The organism is Streptomyces albidochromogenes (genome assembly GCF_005981925.1).
Classification (GTDB): Bacteria; Actinomycetota; Actinomycetes; order Streptomycetales; family Streptomycetaceae; genus Streptomyces; species Streptomyces albidochromogenes.
The window spans coordinates 24,566-45,003 of record NZ_VBVX01000012.1 but is presented as its reverse complement, the minus strand read 5'-3'; the positions used below and the strand labels follow the sequence as shown (position 1 = coordinate 45,003).

The window sequence follows — 20,438 nt, the reverse complement described above, 5'->3', positions numbered from 1 at the left end:
CGGTGATCAACCCGTCCACGGCGGAGAACTGCCCGGTCACGCCGATCGCCGCCCGTACCGCCTGCGGGTCGGCGGCCAGGTCCTGGCCCGCGACCTGGGCCTGCCCGCCGTCCGCACCGATGAGCGTTGACAGGATCTTCACGACGGTGGTCTTGCCGGCACCGTTCGGCCCGAGCAGCGCGAACACGGACCCGGCCGGGATGTGCAGGTCGATGCCGTCGAGGACGGTCTTGTCGCCGTACGACTTGCGCAGACCGAGGGTGGAGACGGCGGGCGGCGACGGGTGACCGCCACCCTTTGTTGAGGTGGGCATGACAGATGAAGGCATGGGCCCTCCTGTTCGAAGGCTGAGGTGGATGGGGTGTGGCCGATGTGCGGCCGGTGCTTCCGGAGTCAGGCCCTGGCGCGGCGGATGTCGATGTTGCCGTACCGGGTGCGGGCGCGGACCTTGACGGTGTCCTCGGTCTTCTCCGGGCTCTCGGACGCGGTGAGTGCGTTGCGCACCTGGCCGGAGCCGGAGCTGACGTCGAGCCAGGCGGCTGTGCCCTCGCGGACGCCGACCTCGATGGCCCCGTAGGAGGTCTCCAGCTGGGCCGTGCCGCGGGCCACCTCGCTCACGCGCAGGGTTCCGTGGGCGGTGGTGGCGGTGACCGAGTCCTCGGCGCGCCGGATCTCGATGTCACCGTTCGCGCCGCTCACCCGCAGCTCGCCGGTGGCGGCGCCGACGGTGGTGGTGCCGTGGGAGTTCTTCAGAACGGCGGGGCCGTTGACGACGCCGACGCGCAGGCTGCCGGAGCTGGTGGTGATCTCGGCCATGCCCTCGACCCGGTCCACGGTGATCGAGCCGTGCGACGCGGTGAGCTTCAACGGGCCGGTCGTATCGAGGCGGACGTCGCCGGACGAGGTCTTCACACGGACCTCCCCGAGCCGGCCCTCCCCGAGCACCTGGGCCCACGCGCCGGTCACGTCGATGCGCGAGCCCGTGGGCAGTTCGACCGTCACGTCGACGGTGCCGGTGCGGCCGAGGCCGAACAGGTTGCCCTTGGGTGTCCTGACGTTGAGTACGCCGCCCGTGCAGGTGACCTCGGTCTGGTCGGCCGCCCGTACGTCGTGGTCCTTCTTCGGGTCGCGGGGCCGCAGCTCGACGACGGTGTCGAGGCGGTCGCCCGCGGTGAACTGGATGGAACCGGCCTCCACGTGCGCGGTGACCGAGATCGGTTCGGGAGTGTCGAAAGAAGGCATGGCTGTCCCGTCCTTTTGGGTCTTCGGAAGTGTCCCCGCTGGCGGGACGTGGTGTGGGTGAAGTGGTGGAGGGCTGGGGCGCGGCTAGCGCACCCAGCCCGTGAAGCTCTGTCCGACGGTCTGCGACTTCTCCGTGGTGCGCGGCCGGGTGCCGCCGTCGACCGCGGCCGAAACGGCCCGTACCAGCCACGCGTTGACCGACAGGCCCTCGCGACCCGCGGCCTCTTCGGCGCGTGCCTTGAGGTGGGCCGGCAGGCGCAGGTTGACGCGGGCGGTGCCCCCCTCGTCGCCGTCGGCGGGCACCTGCCCCCTGAACGGTTCGACGGATGCGGTCGGCTCCGCGGGGGCACCCCTGTCGCTGGGCGGCGGCGTCACCACGAAGTCGGGGTCGAGCCCGCGCAGCCGTACGTCGACCGAACCGGGGGCGAGTTCGCGGGTGATCTCGTCCATCGCGGCGGAGAGCACGTTGAGCAGGGTCAGACGGGTCGCGGACTCCAGTGGGGCGGTGAGCCTCTCGGCCAGCTCGCGGGCTTCGTCGCCGCCTGCTTCGGCGGCCACCGCGAGTTCGCGGCGGAGGTTGTCGACATAGGGGGTGAGGTCCATGGTGTCATCATGGCACCACAATGGCTCCATGCGCAAGCTTTAGAGCCGCGTGTCTGCGCCGACGGTCGACTGGGCTGCGCTGACCTGCGGAAACGTACTGGCGCTTACCTGGGTACGGTTGGTGCCATGGGTATCCGCGTGTGTACGGGGGCACGGTATGGCGCCGGGTGGTGCCGGGTGGCGTCACGTGATGCCACCAAGGCGGTAGGCCCCTTCAGTGATGCGCCGCTGAGCCGTGCGGTGGTTGCCGAGCAGTCATCCGCCGCGCTTGAGGCGAACGACGACGGGGGCGCTGAAGGGATCGCCGGACTGGTTGACCTGGACGTGTCCGGCGCCCAGCCAGTCGTCGGTGCCGGGCACCCGATGGATCTCCTTCAGCCACAGCGACTGGTGCGAGCCCTTGCGGGCACCGGTCTCCAGGGGCAATCGGTGACGCTTGATCTTCACGCACCGGCCGCCCTCGGTCAGGTACCAATTGCCGTTCAGGAACAGTCCCTTGTCCTCCGAGCCCACCGGGGTCCGCCACGCGCACCCGCCTGGAGCCGGCTCCTGCTCCACCCACTGCGAGCCGTCCCAGCGCAGCCGGATGGACTGGTCGGCAGGTTCGTCCTCCACCTCTCCGTGGTTGAAGGTGTGGACGCCGTACGCGCGCACCTCACCACTGCCGAGGGTGATGACCTGGAGCAGGCCGGCGCTGGGCTCGGGCGGGAGCGGCTCCTCGAAGCGTGCCTGTGGAGTCTTCACCGATTTCCAGGACGTACCGTCCCAGTGCATCGAGGCGGGCTGGCTGTACCCCTCATCCTTGCCCAGCTCGGTGCCCGGCCCGGTCGAGCGGCGGCCCACCGCCCAGACGTCGCCCGGTCCCGCCACCGCGAGGTCGGAAGTGTCGTACGGCAGCCGGGTCGAGGTCCAGCGGTTGCCGTCCCAGTGCTCGGCGGTTCTCTCGCCGCTCTGGGCCCAGATGTCGTTCGGGCCCGCCGCCTCGAAGTCCCCGGGGATGCCCGGCGGGGGGTTCGGTACGGCGGACCAGCGGGTGCCGTCCCACTGGGCCCAGCGGTTCGCGGCGGTGGCGTCTTCAGCGGTCCGCGGCCGCAGCCACAGCGCTTCCTCGCCCACCTCTTCGAGCGAGGGCGGGTTGTGGCCGGCGCCGAGAGCCGCGGGAAGGGGCTCGCGCTTCCACCGCGTACCGTCGTAGTGCAGCAGGTGGGCGGCGTTGCGGTCACTGTCGAACCGGGTCCCGACCGCCCAGATGTCATCGTTGGCCAGGACGGCGATGTCGGTGAGCTCGCCGTCGACGCCCGCGATGTGCTCGAACTCCCACGTGAGGGAGCTTTTGGAGGCTCTTTGCGCGGCGTTCCCGCCGCCGGAGTCCGCCGCGTCGGCAGAGCCCGAGGGCCGGGAGCCGCTGGCACCGGAACCGGTGCCGCACGACGCGGCCGTGAGCACAGAGGCCAGTACGGCGGCGGCCACCATCCCCCTGTGCCTGATTCCTGCGGCTGCGCGCATGGTTGCTCTCCCTTGTCGCTCCTCCTGGGAGCGGTTCTCGGCGAGCGGCAGCGTATCCCCTGCTCCGCCCGGTGCCGAGTGCCGAGCGGCCTGCCGCGGTACTGGCCGGACGCGTCTGACAGCATGCTTCCGAGGACACGCGCCGTAGTGATCGCCGGGATGAGGGTTGATGGGGGACTACTTCCAGACGGTCGTCGACATCGACGCGGCGCCCGAGGATGTGGAGGTACTCGCGTCAAGGGTGGTGGACTGGCTGGTCGACGAGCAGGTCGTGCTTCCGGAGCAGACCTTCGAGATGCTCGGCAGACCCGTCCACTCACCGGGACGGAGGTGGGACGACGTCATGGAGTGGCCGGGCCAGGGCGCCGACGGGCTGGCCGTCGTACGACGTCGGACTGTCTTCTGGGGCAGCCTGGGCTCCGAGGGCGCTCCTGTCTGCCCCCACTGCTCCGCGCCGACCGCCGAGACGTCCGGGCTGGATGCTCTGGCCGCATGGAACGAGACCGGCTCCGCCGAGCTGTGGTGCCCGGCGTGCGGGCGTTCGGAGCTGCTGCCCGAGTGGACGTGGCAGGACGACCGCTTCGCCTGCGGTCACCTCGGCTTCGAGGTCTGGAACGCGGCGCGTCTACGGCCCGAGTTCGTCGCCGAACTCGGCCGGGTCCTCGGCCATCGCGTCCGCAAGGTCAGCGGAAAGCTCTGACGCGCAGGTCAGCAGGAACTGCCTGTGGTGTTGCCTTCGCGGCCCGGACCAGTCGAGTTCGAGGCGAGGGGCCTCGCGACGCCCCCTCCCGTACGCACCCGTAGGTAACCACCCACTTTGCAGTGCGTACTTGTTGGAACCTCGGGACCGACCCGAAGGTGAGGGGAGCGCATCCGAGCGCACAGCACCTGAAGAGGAGTCACCTGTGGGCACCACTGCAGTCACCGTCATCGGTCTGGGCGAGATGGGGCGGGCGCTGGCCGGCGCCCTGTCGCCGCGGGACATCCCACGACCGTATGGAACCGCAGCCCGGCCAAGGCCGATGAGTTGGTGGCACGTGGTGCCCGGCGCGCCGATACGGTAGAGGAGGCGGTCCTCGCCAGCCCGCTGACACTTGTCTGCCTGCTGGACTACGGTGCGTCGGACGCGGTACTGCGGCCCGCGGCGGGCGCGCTGCGCGGCCGTACGCTGGTCAACCTCACCAATGGAACACCTGCGCAGGCCCGGGAGGCGGAAACCTGGGCGATCGGCCAGGGAGCGTCCTACCTGGACGGCGGCATCATGGCGGTTCCCTCGACGGTCGCGACCTCGCAGGCATTCGTCCTTTTCAGCGGCCAACGGCGGCACTTCGACGCGCACGAGGAGACCTTGAAGGCCCTGGGTGCCGCGAAGTACCTGTTCGAGCCAGGGGTGGGGATCCGCATGGCAACGCGCACGACCGACGACACGGGGCCGGGACGGGAGCGGCGGCTGTCGGGCCGTCAGGGAACGGGGCTGCTCCGCCCCCTCCTCGCGGGCCCTCACCGTGCTCCTCGTCGCCGGCCTCGCCACGGGCTGCTCCGTCCTGGGGGGCTCGTTGCGCGTCGTCTGGGAGGCCCCGGTCGACAGCAACGCCAGGGACTACGGCAACGGCGCCTGGCTGGTCGGCGACACACTCGTCCGCAGCCGGTATGACGCGGTCACTGCCTTCGACGCAGGGACCGGGAAGGGCCGCTGGGAGTACGCCCCACCCGGACAGGAACGCATCTGCGCCGTCAGCCGCCAGACGGCCGGCTCCGTCGTTCTGATCGCCCGAGGGAGCATGACGGACGCGGGCTGCTCGATCGTCGCCGCGCTCGACCTCACAACCGGCCGCGAGCGATGGCACACGCCCCGCACTCCGGGGGACCTGACCGAGACGTTCACCGACATGGTCGCCGTCGGCGGCGGGATCGCCGTACTTCGAGACGCCGACGACATGTGGGCCCTCAACACTCGGCCCGCCGTCTCCGGAACGAAAGCCCTGCGCGCCTTCGATGTGCGGACCGGCGCCCCGCGCTGGACAGCGGCCATCCCTGAGGGCTGCGTGCCCGAGCAGGTCGCCGCGGGGGAGCGGCAGGTTGTCGCCGTACTCGCTTGTGCCCGCACCGAACTGCGGCTCGCCGCGTTCGATCCGGCTGATGGCCGGCAGCGGTGGATCACGCCCCTCGGCGGCCGGACGACGCCCGTACCGGATGGGCAGGTGACCCTGCGGTCCGCCGAGCCGGCGGTCGTACAGACCGGCGGGACGACGGAGGGCCAGTCAGGCGCCTTCCTCACCTTCGGCGCGGGCGGAAAGGCCACCGGCCGGATCGAGACCACCGGCAGATACGGAACGGTCCAGGCGCACACGCCAGCCCTCGTGGCCGTCGCGGACGGGCGACTCTATCTCGGTGCCGAGAGCAGAGAGCGCGAGGCGTACCGGGATCGCGTGGTCGCCTTCGACCTCACGAGCGGCAGCCAGGTCTGGCTCGAGGACGTAGCCGTCGCGGGCGGTCTGCGTGCCCTCGACGTGACCGGCGGCCGGGTGACCGTCCTCGCCGACCGCGGCACCCGGCACGACGGCCTCGACGAACTGCGGGTGCTCGACGCCGCCACCGGCGACGAGAAGGAGAGCATCGAGACCGGTCTCAACGTGGACGGGGCGCAGGGCGAGCTGGCGGACCTGTTCGCGTACGAGGAGCTGGTCGTCGCCGTGCGGCAGAATGCGGGGGTGCGCCCTTTCTCGGTGTACGCGCGCGAGTGACGGATCAGGGATTGTCCTGGCGATCACGAGGGCGGGGTTACGGGATGAACCATCCAGCGGTTCCTTCCGCAGGTCGCCCTGCTTCCGGGCACCGGCCGCGTGCCGACCTCGTGGCGGCGCAGCCACCGCCGCAGCTGCGTAAGAACATCTCCGAGTCTTGTCACATGTGTGTGTGCCGTTCCGTCAGTGTTCTGAAGTCGCCGATCAGGCCGATGTGAAGGAGTGCAGTGATGACGGACACCAAGATTTCCCGGATGCCGAACCCGGCCGAGTTCGTGCCCGAGCTGAACGACATCAGCGCCGCCCTGTTCAGGGCGACGGGCAACCGTTCGGTGCCGCGCGGCACGATGAGCCTGGTGCACCTGCGTGCCGGGCAGATCGTCGGCAACACCTACCTGACGGTTCTGAACACCGGTTTCCTGCGCAAGGCCGGGGAGTCCGAGGAGCGCATCACCGCTGTCTCCTCCTGGCAGGACGCCCCGTACTTCACCGATGCCGAACGCGCGGCCCTGTCCATGGTGGAAGCGACCCTCCAGCCCGCCGCGCCCGGCAAGGAGCGGGTCAGCGACGAGCTGTACGCGGAGGTTGCCAGGCACTACGACGAGAAGGCGCTGGCCACCCTCACCATCGCGATCGGCCAGATCAGTTTCTTCATCGCCCTGGCCGTCATCGGCAAGCCGCAGCCCGTCAGCTCCCTGGCGGACGAACAGTGGGACTGACTGACCCGCGGCCCTGCCCGAGCGGAAGGTCGGCCTCTGGCCGCCCCCACGCCGGCGCACCTGACGGGCGGGCCTCACCCCCACAGGGACGATGGACGCTCCCGAACTGCCGGCCTATGGCCGTCAGCTGCTGGACGTTCTCGACGGCAACCCCACAGGAACGCGCGCACCTTCCAGGAGACCCTGCTGCGCCTGACCGCCTGAACCACGCAACCCGGCTTTCAAGGCCGAGCCGCGAACACGCACTCACCCACCTCGGCATGGTTGAACGGGGGACTTGCCGGAGTCTCGGTGGCACCGGGTTCGGGGCTGCGGGACCATGGTTCAGGGGCTCCAAGCACTCGAAGCCGGGAGCGTAATCATGAACACCAAACCCGCCTGTGGTCCGGAGCGCGACCCTGACTTCTTCGCCGAGATCGACCAGTTGTTCGCCAAGTATCCTGAGGCCGCCGACAGGTATGCGGTGAAGTGCAGGAGGCTGGAGGTCGACGTACTGAAGATCGACTTCAGCAAGCAAGTAGGGGTCAGGCGAGTTGAGGACGGCCGCATCGTCACGGAGTTCCTCGATCGCGACAAGGCCGAGCGTCTGTCCACCGGCTGCTGCGAGTGGCCCCGCACCGACGACGGCCTGTGCAACGAACTGTGTCAGGTGTGACACGCGAAGCCGTGCTGCTGGCGCCATTTTCATACGGGTCCCCGCCCTGGCGGTCCTAGGACTTGTCCTGCCCATCGGTTGTCTCGTGATCAGCCGCGTTCGAAGCAGTGCGAGTGTCCGATGACGGAGAAGCCACGACGCTCATACCAGTGGCGCGGCCAGTCCGCCGCATCCGCGGTCAGGAACCGGGTGCCGCAGTTCTCATCGACAGCCAAGCGCAGAGCGGTGGCCAGGACGGCATCGGCGAAACCACGCCTGAGGTGGTCCTCCGAGGTGATCAGATCCTCGATCTGTGCCAAGCCGGATCCCGGGTCCATGTAGAGGTCGGCCCATGAGGCGACCTCTCCCTCCTCGGTGCGGGCACCGATGAAGCGAACGATGTCGGCCCCGCCCCGGCGAGCCTCGCGTCGATCGACGAGGTGGCGTACGACCTCGTTGTCGACGTCCGGGAGGAGGCGCCGCCAGCGCCGGGCAAGGGGGGCACGTATCGCGTCGAGGTCCACCTCGTCCGCGGGTTTGCTGGTCGGCGCCGGACCCGCGTGCAGCATGACCAGATAGGTGGAGTGGGTGTATCCAGCCCGGACAAGCGGCTCTACGCACGCCATTCCGACTGCGTGGTCAAGGACCGAGATCAGTCGGTGCGGCAGATGGCCCAGTGCCTCCTCGGCAAGCGCGGGCAGCGCCTCGGCATCTACGGCCGCATCGATGACCACCTGGTTGTTCGCGCGGGAATGGGCGTAGGCATCGTCGTATACGGCGAACCCGCCCGGTAAGTCGACGGTGTGCCGGGCCTGGCGACGGGCGAAGCCGGACAGGAAGGTGTTGATCCGCTGAAGTTCGGAGCTTGGCATGGGAGGGAGCCTAAGCAGCCGTGACCAGGGCCGCCTGCGTATTGATTGACGCTGCGCGCACGGCTGGCCTTACCGTGGCCGCGGGCGCCGTGCCGGATTTCGGTGGCTCGCCGATTCTGCTGGACCATGGGGGTCGTCGGGCCTCCCCGGCACGGTCTGGCCGGACAAGCGCAACGCACGCCCTCGGCCGGGCGGTTCGCGCCGGTGGCTCCGGTCGGCGCGGTGTCAGTCGCTCCGGCCGGACCGTCGCGAGCGGAGGCGTCTCGTCCACCACACGGCGGCTGCGACGAGCAGGCCCAGCACGAGGTGGGAGCGGACGGTGTGGTGTTCGTCAGCCGTCTCGGCCCGGTGGTGGTGGAGTGCGCCGGCGGTCGGTGGCGGAGCCGGTTCCCTGGTGTGGGACAGCTCGTGTGTGATGTGCTGCCACACCCGTTCCGGGGGCGCGGTCGGCAGATCCGACGCCTCTACGGTGCGTGCGGCGACCACGACACGCCTCATCCGGCTCAGCTCGCCCCTGCAACGGTCGCATACGGCGATGTGCCGCAGTGCGCCGGCGTCGTCGCTGGAAGCGTCATTGCCCAGTGCCAGTCGCACCAGGTGCGCGGGCTCGACGTGTGCCACCGTACCCTCCTGTTTCTCGGGCTCCGTCGCCTGTCTCGCCGTACCGGTTCCGGGTGATGCCGCGCGCGGACGCGCCCGGCGCTCGCCGGGTCTCAGGCCGGCGAGGGCTCCGCTGTGACGACCGGGTCGGCCAGGTAGCCACCCTCCTCGGGGACGAACGGAGGCGCGCAGGTGATGAGCGTGAGAGCCGGCGGGCCGGTGCGGCGGAACGTCGAGGACGGAAGGTCGTCCTTCGCGACCGTCGCACGCGACACGACGCGATGGACCGCCGGTTCGGCGCCGGCGCGCCGTACTTCGACCCGGGCTCCCGGCCGTACGTCGTAGTGAGCGGCGAACTCGCCGAGGGCGCCCGTGTCACTGTCCACGTGCCCGACGAGTACGGCCGACCCCGCAGGGCCGCCGGGCGCCGGTCCGAAGCGGTACCAGCCGGCGACGGCGGGATCCGCGGCAACGGCCATAGCGCCCTGCCCGGTGACGCCCACCGGCCGAACCGGGGCGTCGAGGCCCACGTCGCGTATCAGGACGCGCTGGGGGAGTGACGCTTGCTGTGCGACGTCAGGGTCCCGCCACGGCCGAGGCCCGGTGGCGCCGGCACGTCGTTCCGGCGTCACCGCCTGTGCCGGGGCGGTGGGTCCGAAGTCGGGCGGCGGGGGCACCTGTCCGGTCCGCGGGACACTCACGGTGGCGACCGCCACCAGAGCGGCGGTCGCCACCATGAGGCCGGTCAGGCGTCGTGCCGTGTCACCCACGCCGAGCCGCGGTCCGGCGTGCGACCAGGACGCCGGTCACTGTCACCGTCCCGGCCACGGCCGCCCAGGCCAGCCACTGGTCGGAGGAGTTCGCGGTGACCGCGGCGCCGCCGATGCCCGCGTTGACAGCGTTCGGCGCGGACTGCATGCCGCTGAACGTCTGAGTGGCCAGCGCGAGGTTCTTGTCCTGGGCGCTGCCCCAGGCGTAGACGACGTTGCTGGTGCCCTCCTTGAGGTTCAGGTCGGCCGGGCCGATCGCCACGGTGTTCGTGCCGGCGAGCACTACGTCGGCCGACACGGTGCCGGCGTCGACCACGGTGGTGTCCTCCTTCGGGTTCTCGAGGTCCTTGAAGACCGGCTGGCCGCCTGCTCGGACATCCACGGCCGGTGCGGCGGCGACATGACGTACCGTCAACCGCGCCTTGCCCGCGTCGACTTTCGAGGCGTCGTTGACGAAAGCCGTCAGCTGGGGCTTGCCCTCGGCGGACAGGTGGGCGGCGATGGTGGCGTTCGCCCCAGCGGGAACGTCGATCTTCTTCTCGATGGCAGGGGTGCCGCCGGGGCCTTCGCCGGCTGCGAAGACCTGGATGTCGTAGGTGCCGGCGTCGAGGGACCGCGGGGCGGTCACGGTTCCCGGCTTGAAGTCGCCGAGCAGCTCGTCTCCGTTGGCATAGACGTCGACGACAAGTCCGGGAACGCCATGGAAGACGGACACCGTGGCCTTGTCGGCCTGCTCGGCGGCGGGGGCCGCCATGGCGGGTGCGGTGACACCGAGGGCCAGAGCGCACGCGCCGGCCGAGGCGGCGAGGGTGAGGGGGGTCCGGGAGTTCATGGGGATCATCCCTTCGGTGAGGTTTCCACCGGTTGCGGAGGCTCGTCCATGTTTCGCGCCCGCGCGCCGGCGTGGATGCACGACGCCGGCACTTACGCGGCGGTCTCGTCGACGAGGCCCTGTTCCATCGCCTGGCGCAGCCGGTTCAGACCGCGTCGGGCGTGGCTCTTGACGGTGCCCAGGGGCATTCCGGTGCGCTCGGCGATCTGGGCTTGGCTCAGGTCCTCGTAGAAGGCCATGCAGAGCACCACGCGCTGGTGACGTGGCAGCCGGGACAACGCGTCGACCAGAAGCACCCGGTCCAGGACGTCGTCCGACGCCCCTTCGTCGTAGCGCCTCGCGTCGGCGTCGTGGGCCGCCGAGGCGATCAGCGTCAGACGCCTCGTCCTGGCGGCCAGAGCGTCGATGATCTTGCGGCGTGTGATGCCGACGAGCCAGGCGCCGAGCGGGCCGCGCTCCGGCCGGTAGCCGTCCCGCCCGCGCCACGCGCCGATGAACACCTGCTGCGTCACGTCCTCGGCCTCGTGGGCGTCGCCGAGCGAGCGGGTGGCCATGGTGTGGACGAGTGCGCCCCAGCGCCGGTAGACGGCCGCGAACGCCGCCTCGTCCGCGGCACGCAGGCCACGAGCCAGTTCGTCCTCGTACAGCGTTGCGTCAGCGGCCGGAGAGCGGACACCGGTGAATGGCGTGTGCGTGCTCATGGCCTTGTTCCTCCTGCCGTGTGTCCTGTTCGGGGGCGGAAGGCCGCCTGCCGTGCCGGTCCTGTCGTCGCCTGCGCCGCGGTGACCGAGCGCCCGAGGTTCAGTCTTGTGAGGAGAAACGACGCACACAACATGCGTCGGTTGTGCGTCGTACGGTGGGAGCATGAGCACCGACAGAGACGACAGCGGCGACGGGGACGGACCGCGTGGCGGCGGGCTCACCACCGGTGAGGTGGCGAGGCGTCTGGGGGTGGCCCCCACCACGGTCCGCTCGTGGGACCGGCGCTACGGCCTGGGCCCCGACGTCCACACCGGCGGCCGCCACCGCCGCTGGACCGCCGCGGACGTGGCGCGGCTGGAGCGGATGTGCGCCCTGACGGCGACCGGGCTGCCCCCTGCCGAGGCCGCCCGCCTGGCGCGCGACGAGGCGGGCACGGACGTGTCCCCGCCGCCGGTGGACACCGCTCGGACCGCGCGGCCGACGGCCCGGCGCGGCGCCGGTCTCGGGCTGGGGGACGTGCGCCTGGAGTGCAGGGGCGTCGCTCGTGCGGCCCTGCGCCTGGACGCCGCCGCTCTCGATCAGCTGCTGAAGGCGGCGATTGAGGAGCACGGCCTGGTCGCGGCCTGGACGGAGGTGATCATGCCGACGCTGCAGGCGGTGGGCCGTAAGTGGGAGAGCTCGGGTGAGAGGTACGTCGAGGTCGAGCACTTCCTGTCGTGGCACGTCTCCAGCGCGCTGCGGCGCCACGCCCCGCCCGTGGCCGCCGACCGTCCTGGCGCCGGCACGGTCCTGGCCTGCACGCCTGCGGAGAACCACACGTTGCCGCTGGAGGTGCTCGCCGCCGCGCTGGCCGAACGGGGCCTGCAGGTGCGCATGTTCGGCGGCGCGCTGCCGGTCGAGTCGCTCGTGGCCGCTGTACGCAGGACCGGTCCGGCCGCGGTGGGGCTGTGGGCGCAGTCCCGTACGACGGCGAGCCGGCCGCTGGCCCAGCACGTCTCGATGATCGAGTGGGGTGTGCGCGGTGCTCGGAGGAAGCCGGTCGTTCTGACGCTCGGCCCCGGCTGGGCCGGCCAGACCGTACCGGGGCTGCCGCATCCCGCCGGGCTGGCGCAGGCCGTCACGGCTGTGGAGTCGGCTGTGCGCGGGTGAGGCGGTTTGCGGCTGTACGGCACCGCCCGAGCGGCTGACGGCAGGTCGCCGTGTACACCGTCGACGGGGCACCGCCCGCGATGGGCCGCCATGGCCGTCGGCCCGTACGACGTGCTTCATCGTCGGCAGGTACGTCGACCAGGACCACCGCACGACCGGTTCCGTCCGCGCTCCCTTCGACGGCCGCAAGGGCTTTCGGTGACGCCGAGCCGATCCGGAGCGACCGACTCAGTCGGCGCGGGGTGGCGTCACGCGTCGCTTCCGGCACCGCGATCGGGCGCGCTCATGTCGCCCGTAGCGGGCGTGCCGTCGGCGAGCCCGTACCGCAGGTACACGGTGCCCCTCGGGCTGGCCGCCGGGGGCGCCAGGAGCGTTCGGCCGGTATGACGTGCTTCATCGTCGGCAGGTACGTCGACCAGGACCACCGCACGACCGGTTCCGTCCGCGCTCCCTTCGACGGCCGCAAGGGCTTTCGGTGACGCCGAGCCGATCCGGAGCGACCGACTCAGCCGGCGCGGGGTGGCGTCACGCGTCGCTTCCGGCACCGCGATCGGGCGCGCTCATGTCGCCCGTAGCGGGCGTGCCGTCGGCGAGCCCGTACCGCAGGTACACGGTGCCCCTCGGGCTGGCCGCCGGGGGCGCCAGGAGCGTGACGTTGGTGGGCACCGCGCCGCCGTCGAACACCTTCTTCCCGACGCCGAGCACGATCGGGTGCAGCCAGAGGTCGAGACGGTCGAAGAGCTTCTCGCGCAGGAGGGTCTGCACCAGGTTCAGGCTCCCGACGACCTTCACGTGCTCGTGCCGGTCACGGATCTCGCGCACCGCGCCGGCGAGGTCCGGGCCGAGCTGGGTGGACCCGGCCCACGAGAGGTCGGGCTTGCCGCGAGAGGCCACGTACTTCGGGACGCTGTTGAAGAGTGCGGCGATCTCGCCGTCCTCGCCGCCCTCCTGGTGAGGCCAGAAGGCGGCGAAGATGTCGTACGTCCGCCGGCCGAGCAGGAGGGCGTCCGTGCCCTCGTACGCGGCCCCGACCTGCGCCCCGGCGACCTCGTCCAGCAGGGGCGCCTGCCAGCCGCCGAAGGGGAACTCCGCCGGGTCCTCGTCGGGGCCGCCGGGCGCCTGCCCGACGAGGTCGAGGGTCGCGAACATTGCGATGTGGATGAGGCCCATGGCTTGCTCCTGACGAGTCGGTTGTGTCCCTCAAGAGATAGACCCGCGGACGCCCGCAGACTCATCGCCACGACGGAATCCGGTGTCACCCGGTCGGCCGGGCGGCTTCTCGATCAAGCTCAGCGCGTGGGCGGCCTCGCTCCGGGCTCAGTGGTGAGCGGCATCTACGACAGTGTGACGGGAGAGTACGGATGGCCGGCCGCAGAGACCGTCTGTCCTGCCCGCCGGCGGACCTGGGCGTCCTCGTCCAGCGACAGGGCGTGCAGGATCCGCAGCTGCCGGAGCCCGCCCTGTGCGGCGAGCAGGCGGGTGGCGGCGAGCCGCTGGTGCCGGGGCCGGTCCGGGGCGAGCCGGTCGACAAGGTGGTCGACGGGGATCAGCCGGGCTGACGGGGTGAGGGAGGTGACGGTCTCGCGGGCCACGGCAGGTGACGGGTCGTCCAGGAGCGGGATCAGGCGCCCGGCGTCAAAGACGTCCAGGGTGCGCAGGCCGGCCACGGCACGGGACCGGATCGCGGCGGACGGGTGCGCGGTCAGCGGCCACAGCAGCTCGGCGTCCTGGCGGTCCCCGCACTCGGCCCGCCCAGCACAGGAACTGTCCGTCACGGACGCCCCCGGACGAACTGGCTGACGACGAAGTAGCAGGGCTGGGCCGGCATGTGAGCGGGTGCCGCTCAGAGGGCGCTTGGGCCCCGACGCCCGCTCCGTGGGCCGGCGTCTGAGGACGGGCACGGCGCCCTGTCGTCGGCCTCGTGCCGCCCTGGCGTGAGTTCCTCGTCCGACACATCGCCGAACCGAACCCCGCATCGATCACCGTCAGGTAGCTGTCGGTTTCCGATCGGTACCGGCGTAGCGCGGAGGCGAGCCAGAGGCCGGCCTCGAGGACGAGCAGAGCCCACACAGCCCCTGAGGCGACGCCCGCGACGTTCTCCGGGCAGGCTCCGCCGGGAAACGACTTTCAGCCCGCGTACGGCGCGCACGGGTGGGGTCCGACCGTGAGGCGGGGGGCCGGAACGGTGCCGACGCGTGGTGGCCGTGGCGGGGCCCGGGCGCCGGGCGTGCCCGGGCCCCCGTCGGTCGGTCAGCGTGCCGCGGCGAAGGCGGCTTCGAGGCGCGGGACGTAGTCGGCGAAGGCGGGGGCCCAGCAGCCGTAGTTGTGGCCGCCGTCGCAGCTCGGTGCCAGTGATGCGCCGTCGCCGTAGTTGACGAGGCGGCTGGGGATGCCCAGTTGGTCCAGGCGGGCCTTGACGGTCTTGGAGGCCGCCTCGGTGTGGACGTCGATGATGTCGTTGTTGCCGGTGTACAGGGTGATGCCGGTGCCGGACAGCTTGGCGAGGTTGGCCGGCGCGGCCGGATCGACCGCCTTCCATACGCGGTCGGCGTCGAAGAACGGGTACGGCGAGCCGAAGATCGCGTCGCTGTCCACGTAGGGGCCGAAACTCGCGCACGTGCCGGAGCCGGACGAGCTGCTCACCGCGCACCAGGCGCCCGTGAGGTTCAGCTCAGTGGCCAGGACGGCCGCACGTATCTGCGGCATTCCGAAGTCGATGCCTCCCGACAGGGCGGCGACGTGTCCGAACAGGTCGGGCCGGGCCTCGGCGTAGTGCAGAGCGCCGTAGCCGCCCATGGAGAGTCCGACGACGGCCCGGTGGGCCCGGTCGGCGCGGGTACGGAGGTTGGCGTCGATGAAAGGGACGACCTGCGTGAGGTGGAAGGTCTCCCAGTTCGCGGCCCCCTCGGCGGTGTTCTGCATCAGCCAGTCGGCGTACCAGCCCTTCAGCCCGCCGTCCGGCACCACGGTGATCATCGAGTCCGAGTGCAGTGCCGGCGCCGCCGCGACATCGTTCACCGTGCCGCCACCGCCGTGCAGGAAGTACGTGACCGGCCAGCGCCGGCCGGGGTCGGCGTCGTATCCGGCGGGAAGGAGGATGCGGATCTTGTGCTTCCCGGAGAGCTGCTTCGTGGTGACCGTGATCGTGAAGTCGGTGGGGCTGTGCACCTCGGTGGACCCCGGGACCACGGTCAGACCGTAACCGTCGGTGAAGGCGGGAACGGCGGAGGTGGAGACAGCGGAGGCCGCGGATGCGGGCGTGGTGGCCGGTACGTCGGCGTGCGCCGCGCCGGTGCCCGTCAAGGCCGCGAGCGTGAAGGCCGCGCCGACCGTGGTGAAGCGGAGAAACGTCATCGGGTACCCGTCGTCGTGGGGTGCGCGCGGCGGACTGAGCGCCGCGTGCCGGACGCTCCGATGCTGGTCTCCCGAACCGTCCGGCGACAGGACGCACGATCGGCCATTTGTGACCGGCCATCAGCCGAGGCCCAGTGGGTCCGTTCACGGCCGCTGCCGGGCCGTTCCTGCCTGCGGTCGGCCGGTCCAGCACCCCCCGCGAGGTCAGGAGGCGTCGGCCGGTGGGGGCGGGAAGGTGGCCGGTGCGAAGTCGGCGTGCTGTCGGCGGAACGCGTTTCCGAGGTGGTGTTGCAGCCGGACATGGCGGAACTGGTACACAGCGCCGGTCTGTCGCAGGACTCCGCGCCGGTATGCGTCGTCCAGGAACGTGGCGGGGTCCCAGGGCAGCTTGCCGGTCAGGGGCAGCCACACGCGTGAGAACACGAACCATTGTCCCCAGGCGGTGAACGCGAGCACATAGGAGGCCGCGCCTCCGAGCCCGCCGACCGCCCCGATGAACAGGCTGTCCTGCAACCCCCAGTTGAGCCGTCCCATCAAGCCCTGCAGCAGCTGGACGATCACGTACCCGCCGAAGGCGATGGCCAGCGTGAGCGTCGGGGCCAGTACCAGGAACTGCCGCACCATGGTTGTACGGTTCGAGGCCAGCAAGCTGACCGGGGTCGCCGCTGTGGTGACGTCCACGGGCGCTTCGAGTACGGCCATGAGCCCGAAGACGAGGCCGGCGGCCGAGCCGAAGATCAGCCCGAGGACCACCATGTTGATCAAGGTGCCCTCGATGACGCGCGGATCGGTGAGGGGCATCCCGGAGTACAGCGCGCGTTCGAGCGCGAGGGCGCAGGCGCATCCGATTCCCATGACGGCCCCACCGAACAGGCCGTGGCCGCACCGGATGACGAAGGTGCGCAGGGGCCGGCGGCCGAGACCGTCGTGGCGAGCGCGCAGCGTGACCCGGACTCGGGTCGGTTCGACGACCGCTCCGCCCCCGGACCTGTCCATGACCGCGTAGACGGATCCGAAGGCGATGCCGGCCACAGGGCCCATGAGACCGCCCTGCAACAGGAGTTCGCCGATCCCGATCGGGGTGAGCAGCAGTCCGACCAGCCAGTCGGCCAGCGCGACGCTCAGCGCGGTGGCCAGGAAGACGGCGAAGACGCGGGTCGAGCGCGACAGCGAGTCGCTGAGCTGCCACCACGCGAGGTCGTGCCGGTCGCGGTCGAAGCGTACGAGGTGGTGGGCCAGGTGGCCGAGCCAGCGCTCGGCGCTCGCGGCGTCCTGTCCCGGCGCCCCCGGCTGCCGGCCGGCGGTGTCCCGCTCGGGGGCGCGACGCCGGTAGACGGCGGGCACGAAGCCCGCCAGCAGGTGCTCCTCCAGGCTCTTCGCCGTGGGGAAACGGGTGACGTCGAGGAGTTCGGCGGGATCCTGGCCGGGCGTGTCGCTGTACAGCGTACGGGCGAGGATGACCATGAGCGGGGTGGTCAGGGCTGTCACGAGGTTGGCGCTCCCCGGGCTCTCCCGCGCCCGCAGTTCTTCGAGGACCTTGTCCCATGCCGTCACCGTCGCGGCGGCCCCGTCGTCTCCGCTCCTGTCACGTGTGACCGTACGCGCGGTACGGGGCAGGTAGCCGGCGAGGTCGTCCAGGGTGAGGTCGGTGAGCACGATGCCCGCCGCCCAGACGAGCGGCGTGTGGGCGGCCCGGACCGCTTCGGCGTACTCGTCGCGACGGCTGGTGAGGACGAGCGGTGACGAAGTGGCGTTGAGCGCGTCCAGGGCTTCCCGTCGCAGACCTTCGGCGATCTCGTCGAACCCGTCCAGGACGGGGAGGATCAGGTCGGCGTCGACGAGCGCGCCCGCCAGGGTCGCCCCACCGGGGCCACGCGCCGCGAGGTGGGGATGGTCGCGCAGCAACCGGCCGATCATCCAGTCCCGCAGTGCGGTGGATTTTGGGTCCCAGGAGCCGATGCTGAAGATGACCGGCACCCGGCCGTGCGTGACCGGGGACTCCAGAAGGTCCAGGACGAACCTGATCGTGAGCACGGACTTCCCCGAACCGGCCCGGCCGAGGACGGCCAGTCGTCCGGACGGGATCCTACGGTAGACGTCGGACACGCTGCGCAGGTCACCCTCCAGGTCCAACGCGCGCGCTGTCTCCCCCGGCCACAGACGTTGGATGTTCTCCGGGCTGTCGGTCAGACCGCCAGGCGCCGGTTCCCACCGGACCGGCAGGGGGTACGGGTCGTGGACCCGGCGCTGCGCCTCCTCCCGGCGCCAGCGGCGGCGTACCTCCGTCGCGAGTTCTCGCGCGGCGGCGGCGAGCGTGTCGTGAACGGGCAGCCGCCCGAGCACCGGTGACGTGGCGGGCCCGGGCAGCGCCCCGCCGGGCGCAGGAGCACCGGCTACGGCGGCGACCGACCCGGGTGCGTACCCGTCAGGACCTTCGGGCGCGGGCGCCCGGGAGGCGGCCCCGCTGCGCGGTCCGGCAAGGGTGGCCGCCAGGCGTCGGCGGTCTTCCTCGCCGAGGTCGAGCGCGTCCGCCAGCAGGTTCACCGTCCCCATGCGGTGGTTCGTGGAGCTGCCGCTCTCCAGCCGGCGAAGGGTGCGCACGCTCACCCCGGACCGTTCGGCGACCTGTTCCTGGGTCAGATTCGCAGCGTCGCGTAATCGGCGCAGTAACGCGCCGAGTTCCTCTGTCACCGAGCGTCTCCCTGCTCGCCGTGTGGCACGGCGGCGAGCCTACCGGCGGACACCGGTCACGGATGGCCGGTTCCCCGGCCTGTTCAGCGAACATGACAAAGGTCACCGTCGGAGTCCCGTGCGCACACCGACGAAAGGCAGCCGACGTGGCCAACCGCTACTGGTGCGGCGAGTGCAGCTTCAAGACGCCCTGGCTGGGGGAGCCGGAGGGACTGCGCCGGCAGGTCGAGCACTACGCCCGCAAGCATCCCGGCACTTCCCCGGGTGGCCATGTCGAGACCCGCAGGAGGGGACCGGGCAGCAGCCATGGATGCCTCCAACTGGCGGCCATCGCACTCGTCCTGCTGACCATCGTGGCCGCCTGCCGCCGCTGAGCACGGCCTCCCGATGTCAGACGATCCGCTGTCAGCATGCCGACGGGCCCGCGGTGACAGTCGTCGCCCTGAGAGTCGTTCAACCGTGGCGGCCGCCTGCTCCAGTCTTGTCAGCACAGGGTTTTCGGGCTCAGCGAGGCCGACGCCGGCGGTAGTACGCGAACGTCAGGGCCAGCAACAGGGGGCCCCACAACGTGAACAGACCGCTGACCGTCATCGCGAGCACGTCCCAGCCCTCGGCGTACGGGAACCCGTCAGCACCGCCGAGCTGCAAGGCCCCGAACGCCCAGTGGACCATCAGCGCGGTGAACAGGAGGCCACTGATCGTCGCGGGGAGGATCACCGCGAAGGGCGGTATGCGTCTGCCACCGAGCTTGGGGACCCAGGTGGGCACCACCTCACCCCACCGGCGGACCAGGCCGAGGCTGAGCAGTGCGAACGCCTCGGACAGAACGCTGAGTCCGACGACATAGGGAATGTTCCACGGTGACGGGGGCAGGACCTCCCCGCCCATGCCGTAGCCGAAGGCGATGGGCAGACGCCACAGGCAGACGGGAAGGGCGACCAGAGGCATCGCATGGGCTGCGCCGACAGCCCACCGGGGGACGGGCCGCGCTGTCGCTGTCGTGTTGATGTGTGCCGTGTGAGTTGTCATGCCCTCACTGTGTCTTGGCAGCCAACGAGTCCGGATCAACGCCGAGGACGATCCGCCTCCGCCTGAAGGGTGAGGAACGCGGTGCCAAAGTCCGACTCATGACGCCTGCCTTTCTGGTTGTTGGCCAGTCGGCACGCCGAGTACGCGGCTCCAGCCCCCTGGCAACGGCAACGGCAACGGCAACGGCAACGGCGCGGCACGAACCGGTGCGCCGTCCCGTCTCGTCGGACAGTTCCCTAGAACGGGCCGCCACGGAACAGCAAGGTGCCGTAGTGGCGCGGGCGGTCGCCGCGCTCGTGGGCCGCGTCGGAGCGGTCGGTCGCGGTCGAGCGCCGGGCGAGGGTCCGAAGGGCCGCCAGACCCGCCAGTACCTCGTCCCGGTGGCCCGCGGACTTCATCCAGGCCGGCAGCCGGGCGAACATCCCCCTCGTCGGGGAAGCGCGACGCTCGCGCAGCCGCGCGCCGACGTAGGCAGCGAGGGCGTCGACGTGCTCCTCGTCGTAGGCCCACAGGATCCGCCCCGCACAGCGGGTCTGAAGCCACAGCGGCCGCCGGAAGAAGGGGTCCTCGGTGCCGCCGGGCACCGCGCCGACCAGGCCTGCACCCCGCTCCGCGGCCGTCCATTCGGCGACCGCGCCGCAACCGGCGCAGGTGAGGCGGCGCGGCTGGAAGAGCAGTTCACCGAAGTTCCTGCGCGCCGCGAGGCGGGGCAGGGGCACGACGAGCGCCCGGCCACCGCACCGCGGGCACACCACGAGGACCCGGCTGGTGAACTGGGCCAGCCATTGGCCCTGGTCGTGGTGGCGGACTGGTTCGGGGTGCGCGGGCTCGCAGTTCATGACAGCACCCTGCCAGGCCCGGCCCGCACCGGCGACCGCGACAGAGCAGCCGCGACGGCAACACGACCGCGAGGCGGCTTGGTTCAAGCGAACCAACTGGAGTCAAGTCCCGCGCTGAGCGAGGTCCCGGCCGGCGCCCACTCAGGCACGAG

Annotated in this window: 21 protein-coding genes and 1 pseudogene; 7 read left to right on the top strand and 15 right to left on the bottom strand. The window is 71.3% G+C overall.

The features are described 5' to 3' along the window. The 4 genes from E2E34_RS03315 to E2E34_RS03300 form a co-directional block, all read right to left on the bottom strand. On the bottom strand, nt 1–313 hold a 313-nt coding region (locus E2E34_RS03315), incomplete at its 3' end, for an ATP-binding cassette domain-containing protein (RefSeq protein ID WP_138900381.1). An 80-nt stretch (nt 314–393) separates the two neighbouring features. Continuing rightward, complete coding sequence (locus E2E34_RS03310) at nt 394–1,242, bottom strand: DUF4097 family beta strand repeat-containing protein (protein ID WP_138900376.1); 849 nt, start codon at nt 1,240–1,242, stop codon at nt 394–396. A gap of 84 nt (nt 1,243–1,326) precedes the next feature. Further along, the gene (locus tag E2E34_RS03305) at nt 1,327–1,845 is read right to left on the bottom strand and encodes a hypothetical protein (RefSeq protein ID WP_138900375.1); all 519 of its coding nucleotides are present in this window, start codon (nt 1,843–1,845) and stop codon (nt 1,327–1,329) included. A gap of 255 nt (nt 1,846–2,100) precedes the next feature. Then, nucleotides 2,101–3,351 carry a hypothetical protein gene (locus E2E34_RS03300; protein ID WP_138900374.1) on the bottom strand — a complete coding sequence of 417 codons (1,251 nt, stop codon included), beginning with the start codon at nt 3,349–3,351 and terminating at the stop codon, nt 2,101–2,103. Nucleotides 3,352–3,520: 169 nt separating this feature from the next. Between E2E34_RS03300 and E2E34_RS03295 the strand changes: the two genes are divergently transcribed. The 5 genes and pseudogenes from E2E34_RS03295 (at nt 3,521) to E2E34_RS03275 (ending at nt 7,469) form a co-directional block, all read left to right on the top strand. Then, nucleotides 3,521–4,051 carry a hypothetical protein gene (locus E2E34_RS03295; protein ID WP_138900373.1) on the top strand — a complete coding sequence of 177 codons (531 nt, stop codon included), beginning with the start codon at nt 3,521–3,523 and terminating at the stop codon, nt 4,049–4,051. Between the two features lie 315 nt (nt 4,052–4,366). Next, nucleotides 4,367–4,660: pseudogene (locus E2E34_RS36195) on the top strand (NAD(P)-dependent oxidoreductase); the annotation flags it as partial. A 196-nt stretch (nt 4,661–4,856) separates the two neighbouring features. Then, nucleotides 4,857–6,095, top strand: coding sequence for an outer membrane protein assembly factor BamB family protein (locus tag E2E34_RS03285; protein WP_244315485.1), 1,239 nt, complete (start codon nt 4,857–4,859; stop codon nt 6,093–6,095). Nucleotides 6,096–6,325: 230 nt separating this feature from the next. Next, nucleotides 6,326–6,814: a carboxymuconolactone decarboxylase family protein gene (locus E2E34_RS03280; protein ID WP_138900371.1), complete on the top strand. Its 489-nt coding sequence runs from the start codon at nt 6,326–6,328 to the stop codon at nt 6,812–6,814. A 361-nt stretch (nt 6,815–7,175) separates the two neighbouring features. Further along, nucleotides 7,176–7,469: a hypothetical protein gene (locus E2E34_RS03275; protein ID WP_138900370.1), complete on the top strand. Its 294-nt coding sequence runs from the start codon at nt 7,176–7,178 to the stop codon at nt 7,467–7,469. An 89-nt stretch (nt 7,470–7,558) separates the two neighbouring features. Here E2E34_RS03275 and E2E34_RS03270 read toward each other — a convergent pair whose 3' ends face one another. From E2E34_RS03270 to E2E34_RS03250, 5 genes are all read right to left on the bottom strand, one after another. Next, complete coding sequence (locus tag E2E34_RS03270; protein WP_138900369.1) at nt 7,559–8,320, bottom strand: GNAT family N-acetyltransferase; 762 nt, start codon at nt 8,318–8,320, stop codon at nt 7,559–7,561. Nucleotides 8,321–8,545: 225 nt separating this feature from the next. Further along, entirely contained in the window at nt 8,546–8,941 is a 396-nt protein-coding gene (locus E2E34_RS03265; protein ID WP_138900368.1) for a hypothetical protein, read from the bottom strand. A gap of 92 nt (nt 8,942–9,033) precedes the next feature. Continuing rightward, on the bottom strand, nt 9,034–9,657 hold the full coding sequence (locus E2E34_RS36190) for a class F sortase (protein ID WP_138900380.1): 624 nt from the start codon (nt 9,655–9,657) through the stop codon (nt 9,034–9,036). Between the two features lie 25 nt (nt 9,658–9,682). Beyond that, entirely contained in the window at nt 9,683–10,522 is an 840-nt protein-coding gene (locus tag E2E34_RS03255; RefSeq protein ID WP_138900367.1) for a DUF4397 domain-containing protein, read from the bottom strand. 92 nt (nt 10,523–10,614) lie between these two features. Beyond that, nucleotides 10,615–11,223: a sigma-70 family RNA polymerase sigma factor gene (locus E2E34_RS03250; protein ID WP_138900366.1), complete on the bottom strand. Its 609-nt coding sequence runs from the start codon at nt 11,221–11,223 to the stop codon at nt 10,615–10,617. A 163-nt stretch (nt 11,224–11,386) separates the two neighbouring features. On the opposite strand from E2E34_RS03250, the gene E2E34_RS03245 reads away from it, so the two are divergent. Next, complete coding sequence (locus E2E34_RS03245) at nt 11,387–12,373, top strand: MerR family transcriptional regulator (RefSeq protein ID WP_138900365.1); 987 nt, start codon at nt 11,387–11,389, stop codon at nt 12,371–12,373. A gap of 525 nt (nt 12,374–12,898) precedes the next feature. Here E2E34_RS03245 and E2E34_RS03235 read toward each other — a convergent pair. The 4 genes from E2E34_RS03235 to E2E34_RS03220 all read right to left on the bottom strand — a co-directional run bounded on the left by E2E34_RS03235 (nt 12,899) and on the right by E2E34_RS03220 (nt 18,418). Beyond that, nucleotides 12,899–13,543, bottom strand: a complete 645-nt coding sequence (locus E2E34_RS03235) for a dihydrofolate reductase family protein (RefSeq protein WP_138900364.1) — start codon at nt 13,541–13,543, stop codon at nt 12,899–12,901. A 164-nt stretch (nt 13,544–13,707) separates the two neighbouring features. After that, nucleotides 13,708–14,148 carry a HEAT repeat domain-containing protein gene (locus tag E2E34_RS03230; protein ID WP_138900363.1) on the bottom strand — a complete coding sequence of 147 codons (441 nt, stop codon included), beginning with the start codon at nt 14,146–14,148 and terminating at the stop codon, nt 13,708–13,710. Between the two features lie 475 nt (nt 14,149–14,623). Continuing rightward, the gene (locus E2E34_RS03225) at nt 14,624–15,727 is read right to left on the bottom strand and encodes an alpha/beta hydrolase (protein ID WP_138900362.1); all 1,104 of its coding nucleotides are present in this window, start codon (nt 15,725–15,727) and stop codon (nt 14,624–14,626) included. Between the two features lie 204 nt (nt 15,728–15,931). Further along, complete coding sequence (locus tag E2E34_RS03220; RefSeq protein WP_138900361.1) at nt 15,932–18,418, bottom strand: XRE family transcriptional regulator; 2,487 nt, start codon at nt 18,416–18,418, stop codon at nt 15,932–15,934. Between the two features lie 146 nt (nt 18,419–18,564). Here E2E34_RS03220 and E2E34_RS03215 point away from each other — a divergent pair, with 146 nt between their 5' ends. After that, nucleotides 18,565–18,792 carry a hypothetical protein gene (locus E2E34_RS03215; RefSeq protein ID WP_138900360.1) on the top strand — a complete coding sequence of 76 codons (228 nt, stop codon included), beginning with the start codon at nt 18,565–18,567 and terminating at the stop codon, nt 18,790–18,792. A 130-nt stretch (nt 18,793–18,922) separates the two neighbouring features. On the opposite strand, the gene E2E34_RS03210 is transcribed toward E2E34_RS03215, so the two are convergent. Both E2E34_RS03210 and E2E34_RS03205 read right to left on the bottom strand, forming a co-directional pair. Next, complete coding sequence (locus E2E34_RS03210) at nt 18,923–19,366, bottom strand: hypothetical protein (RefSeq protein ID WP_244315483.1); 444 nt, start codon at nt 19,364–19,366, stop codon at nt 18,923–18,925. A 317-nt stretch (nt 19,367–19,683) separates the two neighbouring features. Continuing rightward, on the bottom strand, nt 19,684–20,286 hold the full coding sequence (locus tag E2E34_RS03205; RefSeq protein WP_138900358.1) for a hypothetical protein: 603 nt from the start codon (nt 20,284–20,286) through the stop codon (nt 19,684–19,686). Nucleotides 20,287–20,438 lie beyond the last annotated feature (152 nt).

Coding starts and splice junctions, on each gene's coding strand:
- E2E34_RS03310 (WP_138900376.1), bottom strand. CDS start 1,242: ATGCCTTCTTTCGACACTCCCGAACCGATCTCGGTCACCGCGCACGTG.
- E2E34_RS36190 (WP_138900380.1), bottom strand. CDS start 9,657: ATGGTGGCGACCGCCGCTCTGGTGGCGGTCGCCACCGTGAGTGTCCCG.
- E2E34_RS03245 (WP_138900365.1), top strand. CDS start 11,387: ATGAGCACCGACAGAGACGACAGCGGCGACGGGGACGGACCGCGTGGC.
- E2E34_RS03255 (WP_138900367.1), bottom strand. CDS start 10,522: ATGAACTCCCGGACCCCCCTCACCCTCGCCGCCTCGGCCGGCGCGTGC.
- E2E34_RS03210 (WP_244315483.1), bottom strand. CDS start 19,366: ATGCCTCTGGTCGCCCTTCCCGTCTGCCTGTGGCGTCTGCCCATCGCC.
- E2E34_RS03280 (WP_138900371.1), top strand. CDS start 6,326: ATGACGGACACCAAGATTTCCCGGATGCCGAACCCGGCCGAGTTCGTG.
- E2E34_RS03295 (WP_138900373.1), top strand. CDS start 3,521: ATGGGGGACTACTTCCAGACGGTCGTCGACATCGACGCGGCGCCCGAG.
- E2E34_RS03225 (WP_138900362.1), bottom strand. CDS start 15,727: ATGACGTTTCTCCGCTTCACCACGGTCGGCGCGGCCTTCACGCTCGCG.
- E2E34_RS03270 (WP_138900369.1), bottom strand. CDS start 8,320: ATGCCAAGCTCCGAACTTCAGCGGATCAACACCTTCCTGTCCGGCTTC.
- E2E34_RS03235 (WP_138900364.1), bottom strand. CDS start 13,543: ATGGGCCTCATCCACATCGCAATGTTCGCGACCCTCGACCTCGTCGGG.
- E2E34_RS03305 (WP_138900375.1), bottom strand. CDS start 1,845: ATGGACCTCACCCCCTATGTCGACAACCTCCGCCGCGAACTCGCGGTG.
- E2E34_RS03275 (WP_138900370.1), top strand. CDS start 7,176: ATGAACACCAAACCCGCCTGTGGTCCGGAGCGCGACCCTGACTTCTTC.
- E2E34_RS03205 (WP_138900358.1), bottom strand. CDS start 20,286: ATGAACTGCGAGCCCGCGCACCCCGAACCAGTCCGCCACCACGACCAG.
- E2E34_RS03300 (WP_138900374.1), bottom strand. CDS start 3,351: ATGCGCGCAGCCGCAGGAATCAGGCACAGGGGGATGGTGGCCGCCGCC.
- E2E34_RS03250 (WP_138900366.1), bottom strand. CDS start 11,223: ATGAGCACGCACACGCCATTCACCGGTGTCCGCTCTCCGGCCGCTGAC.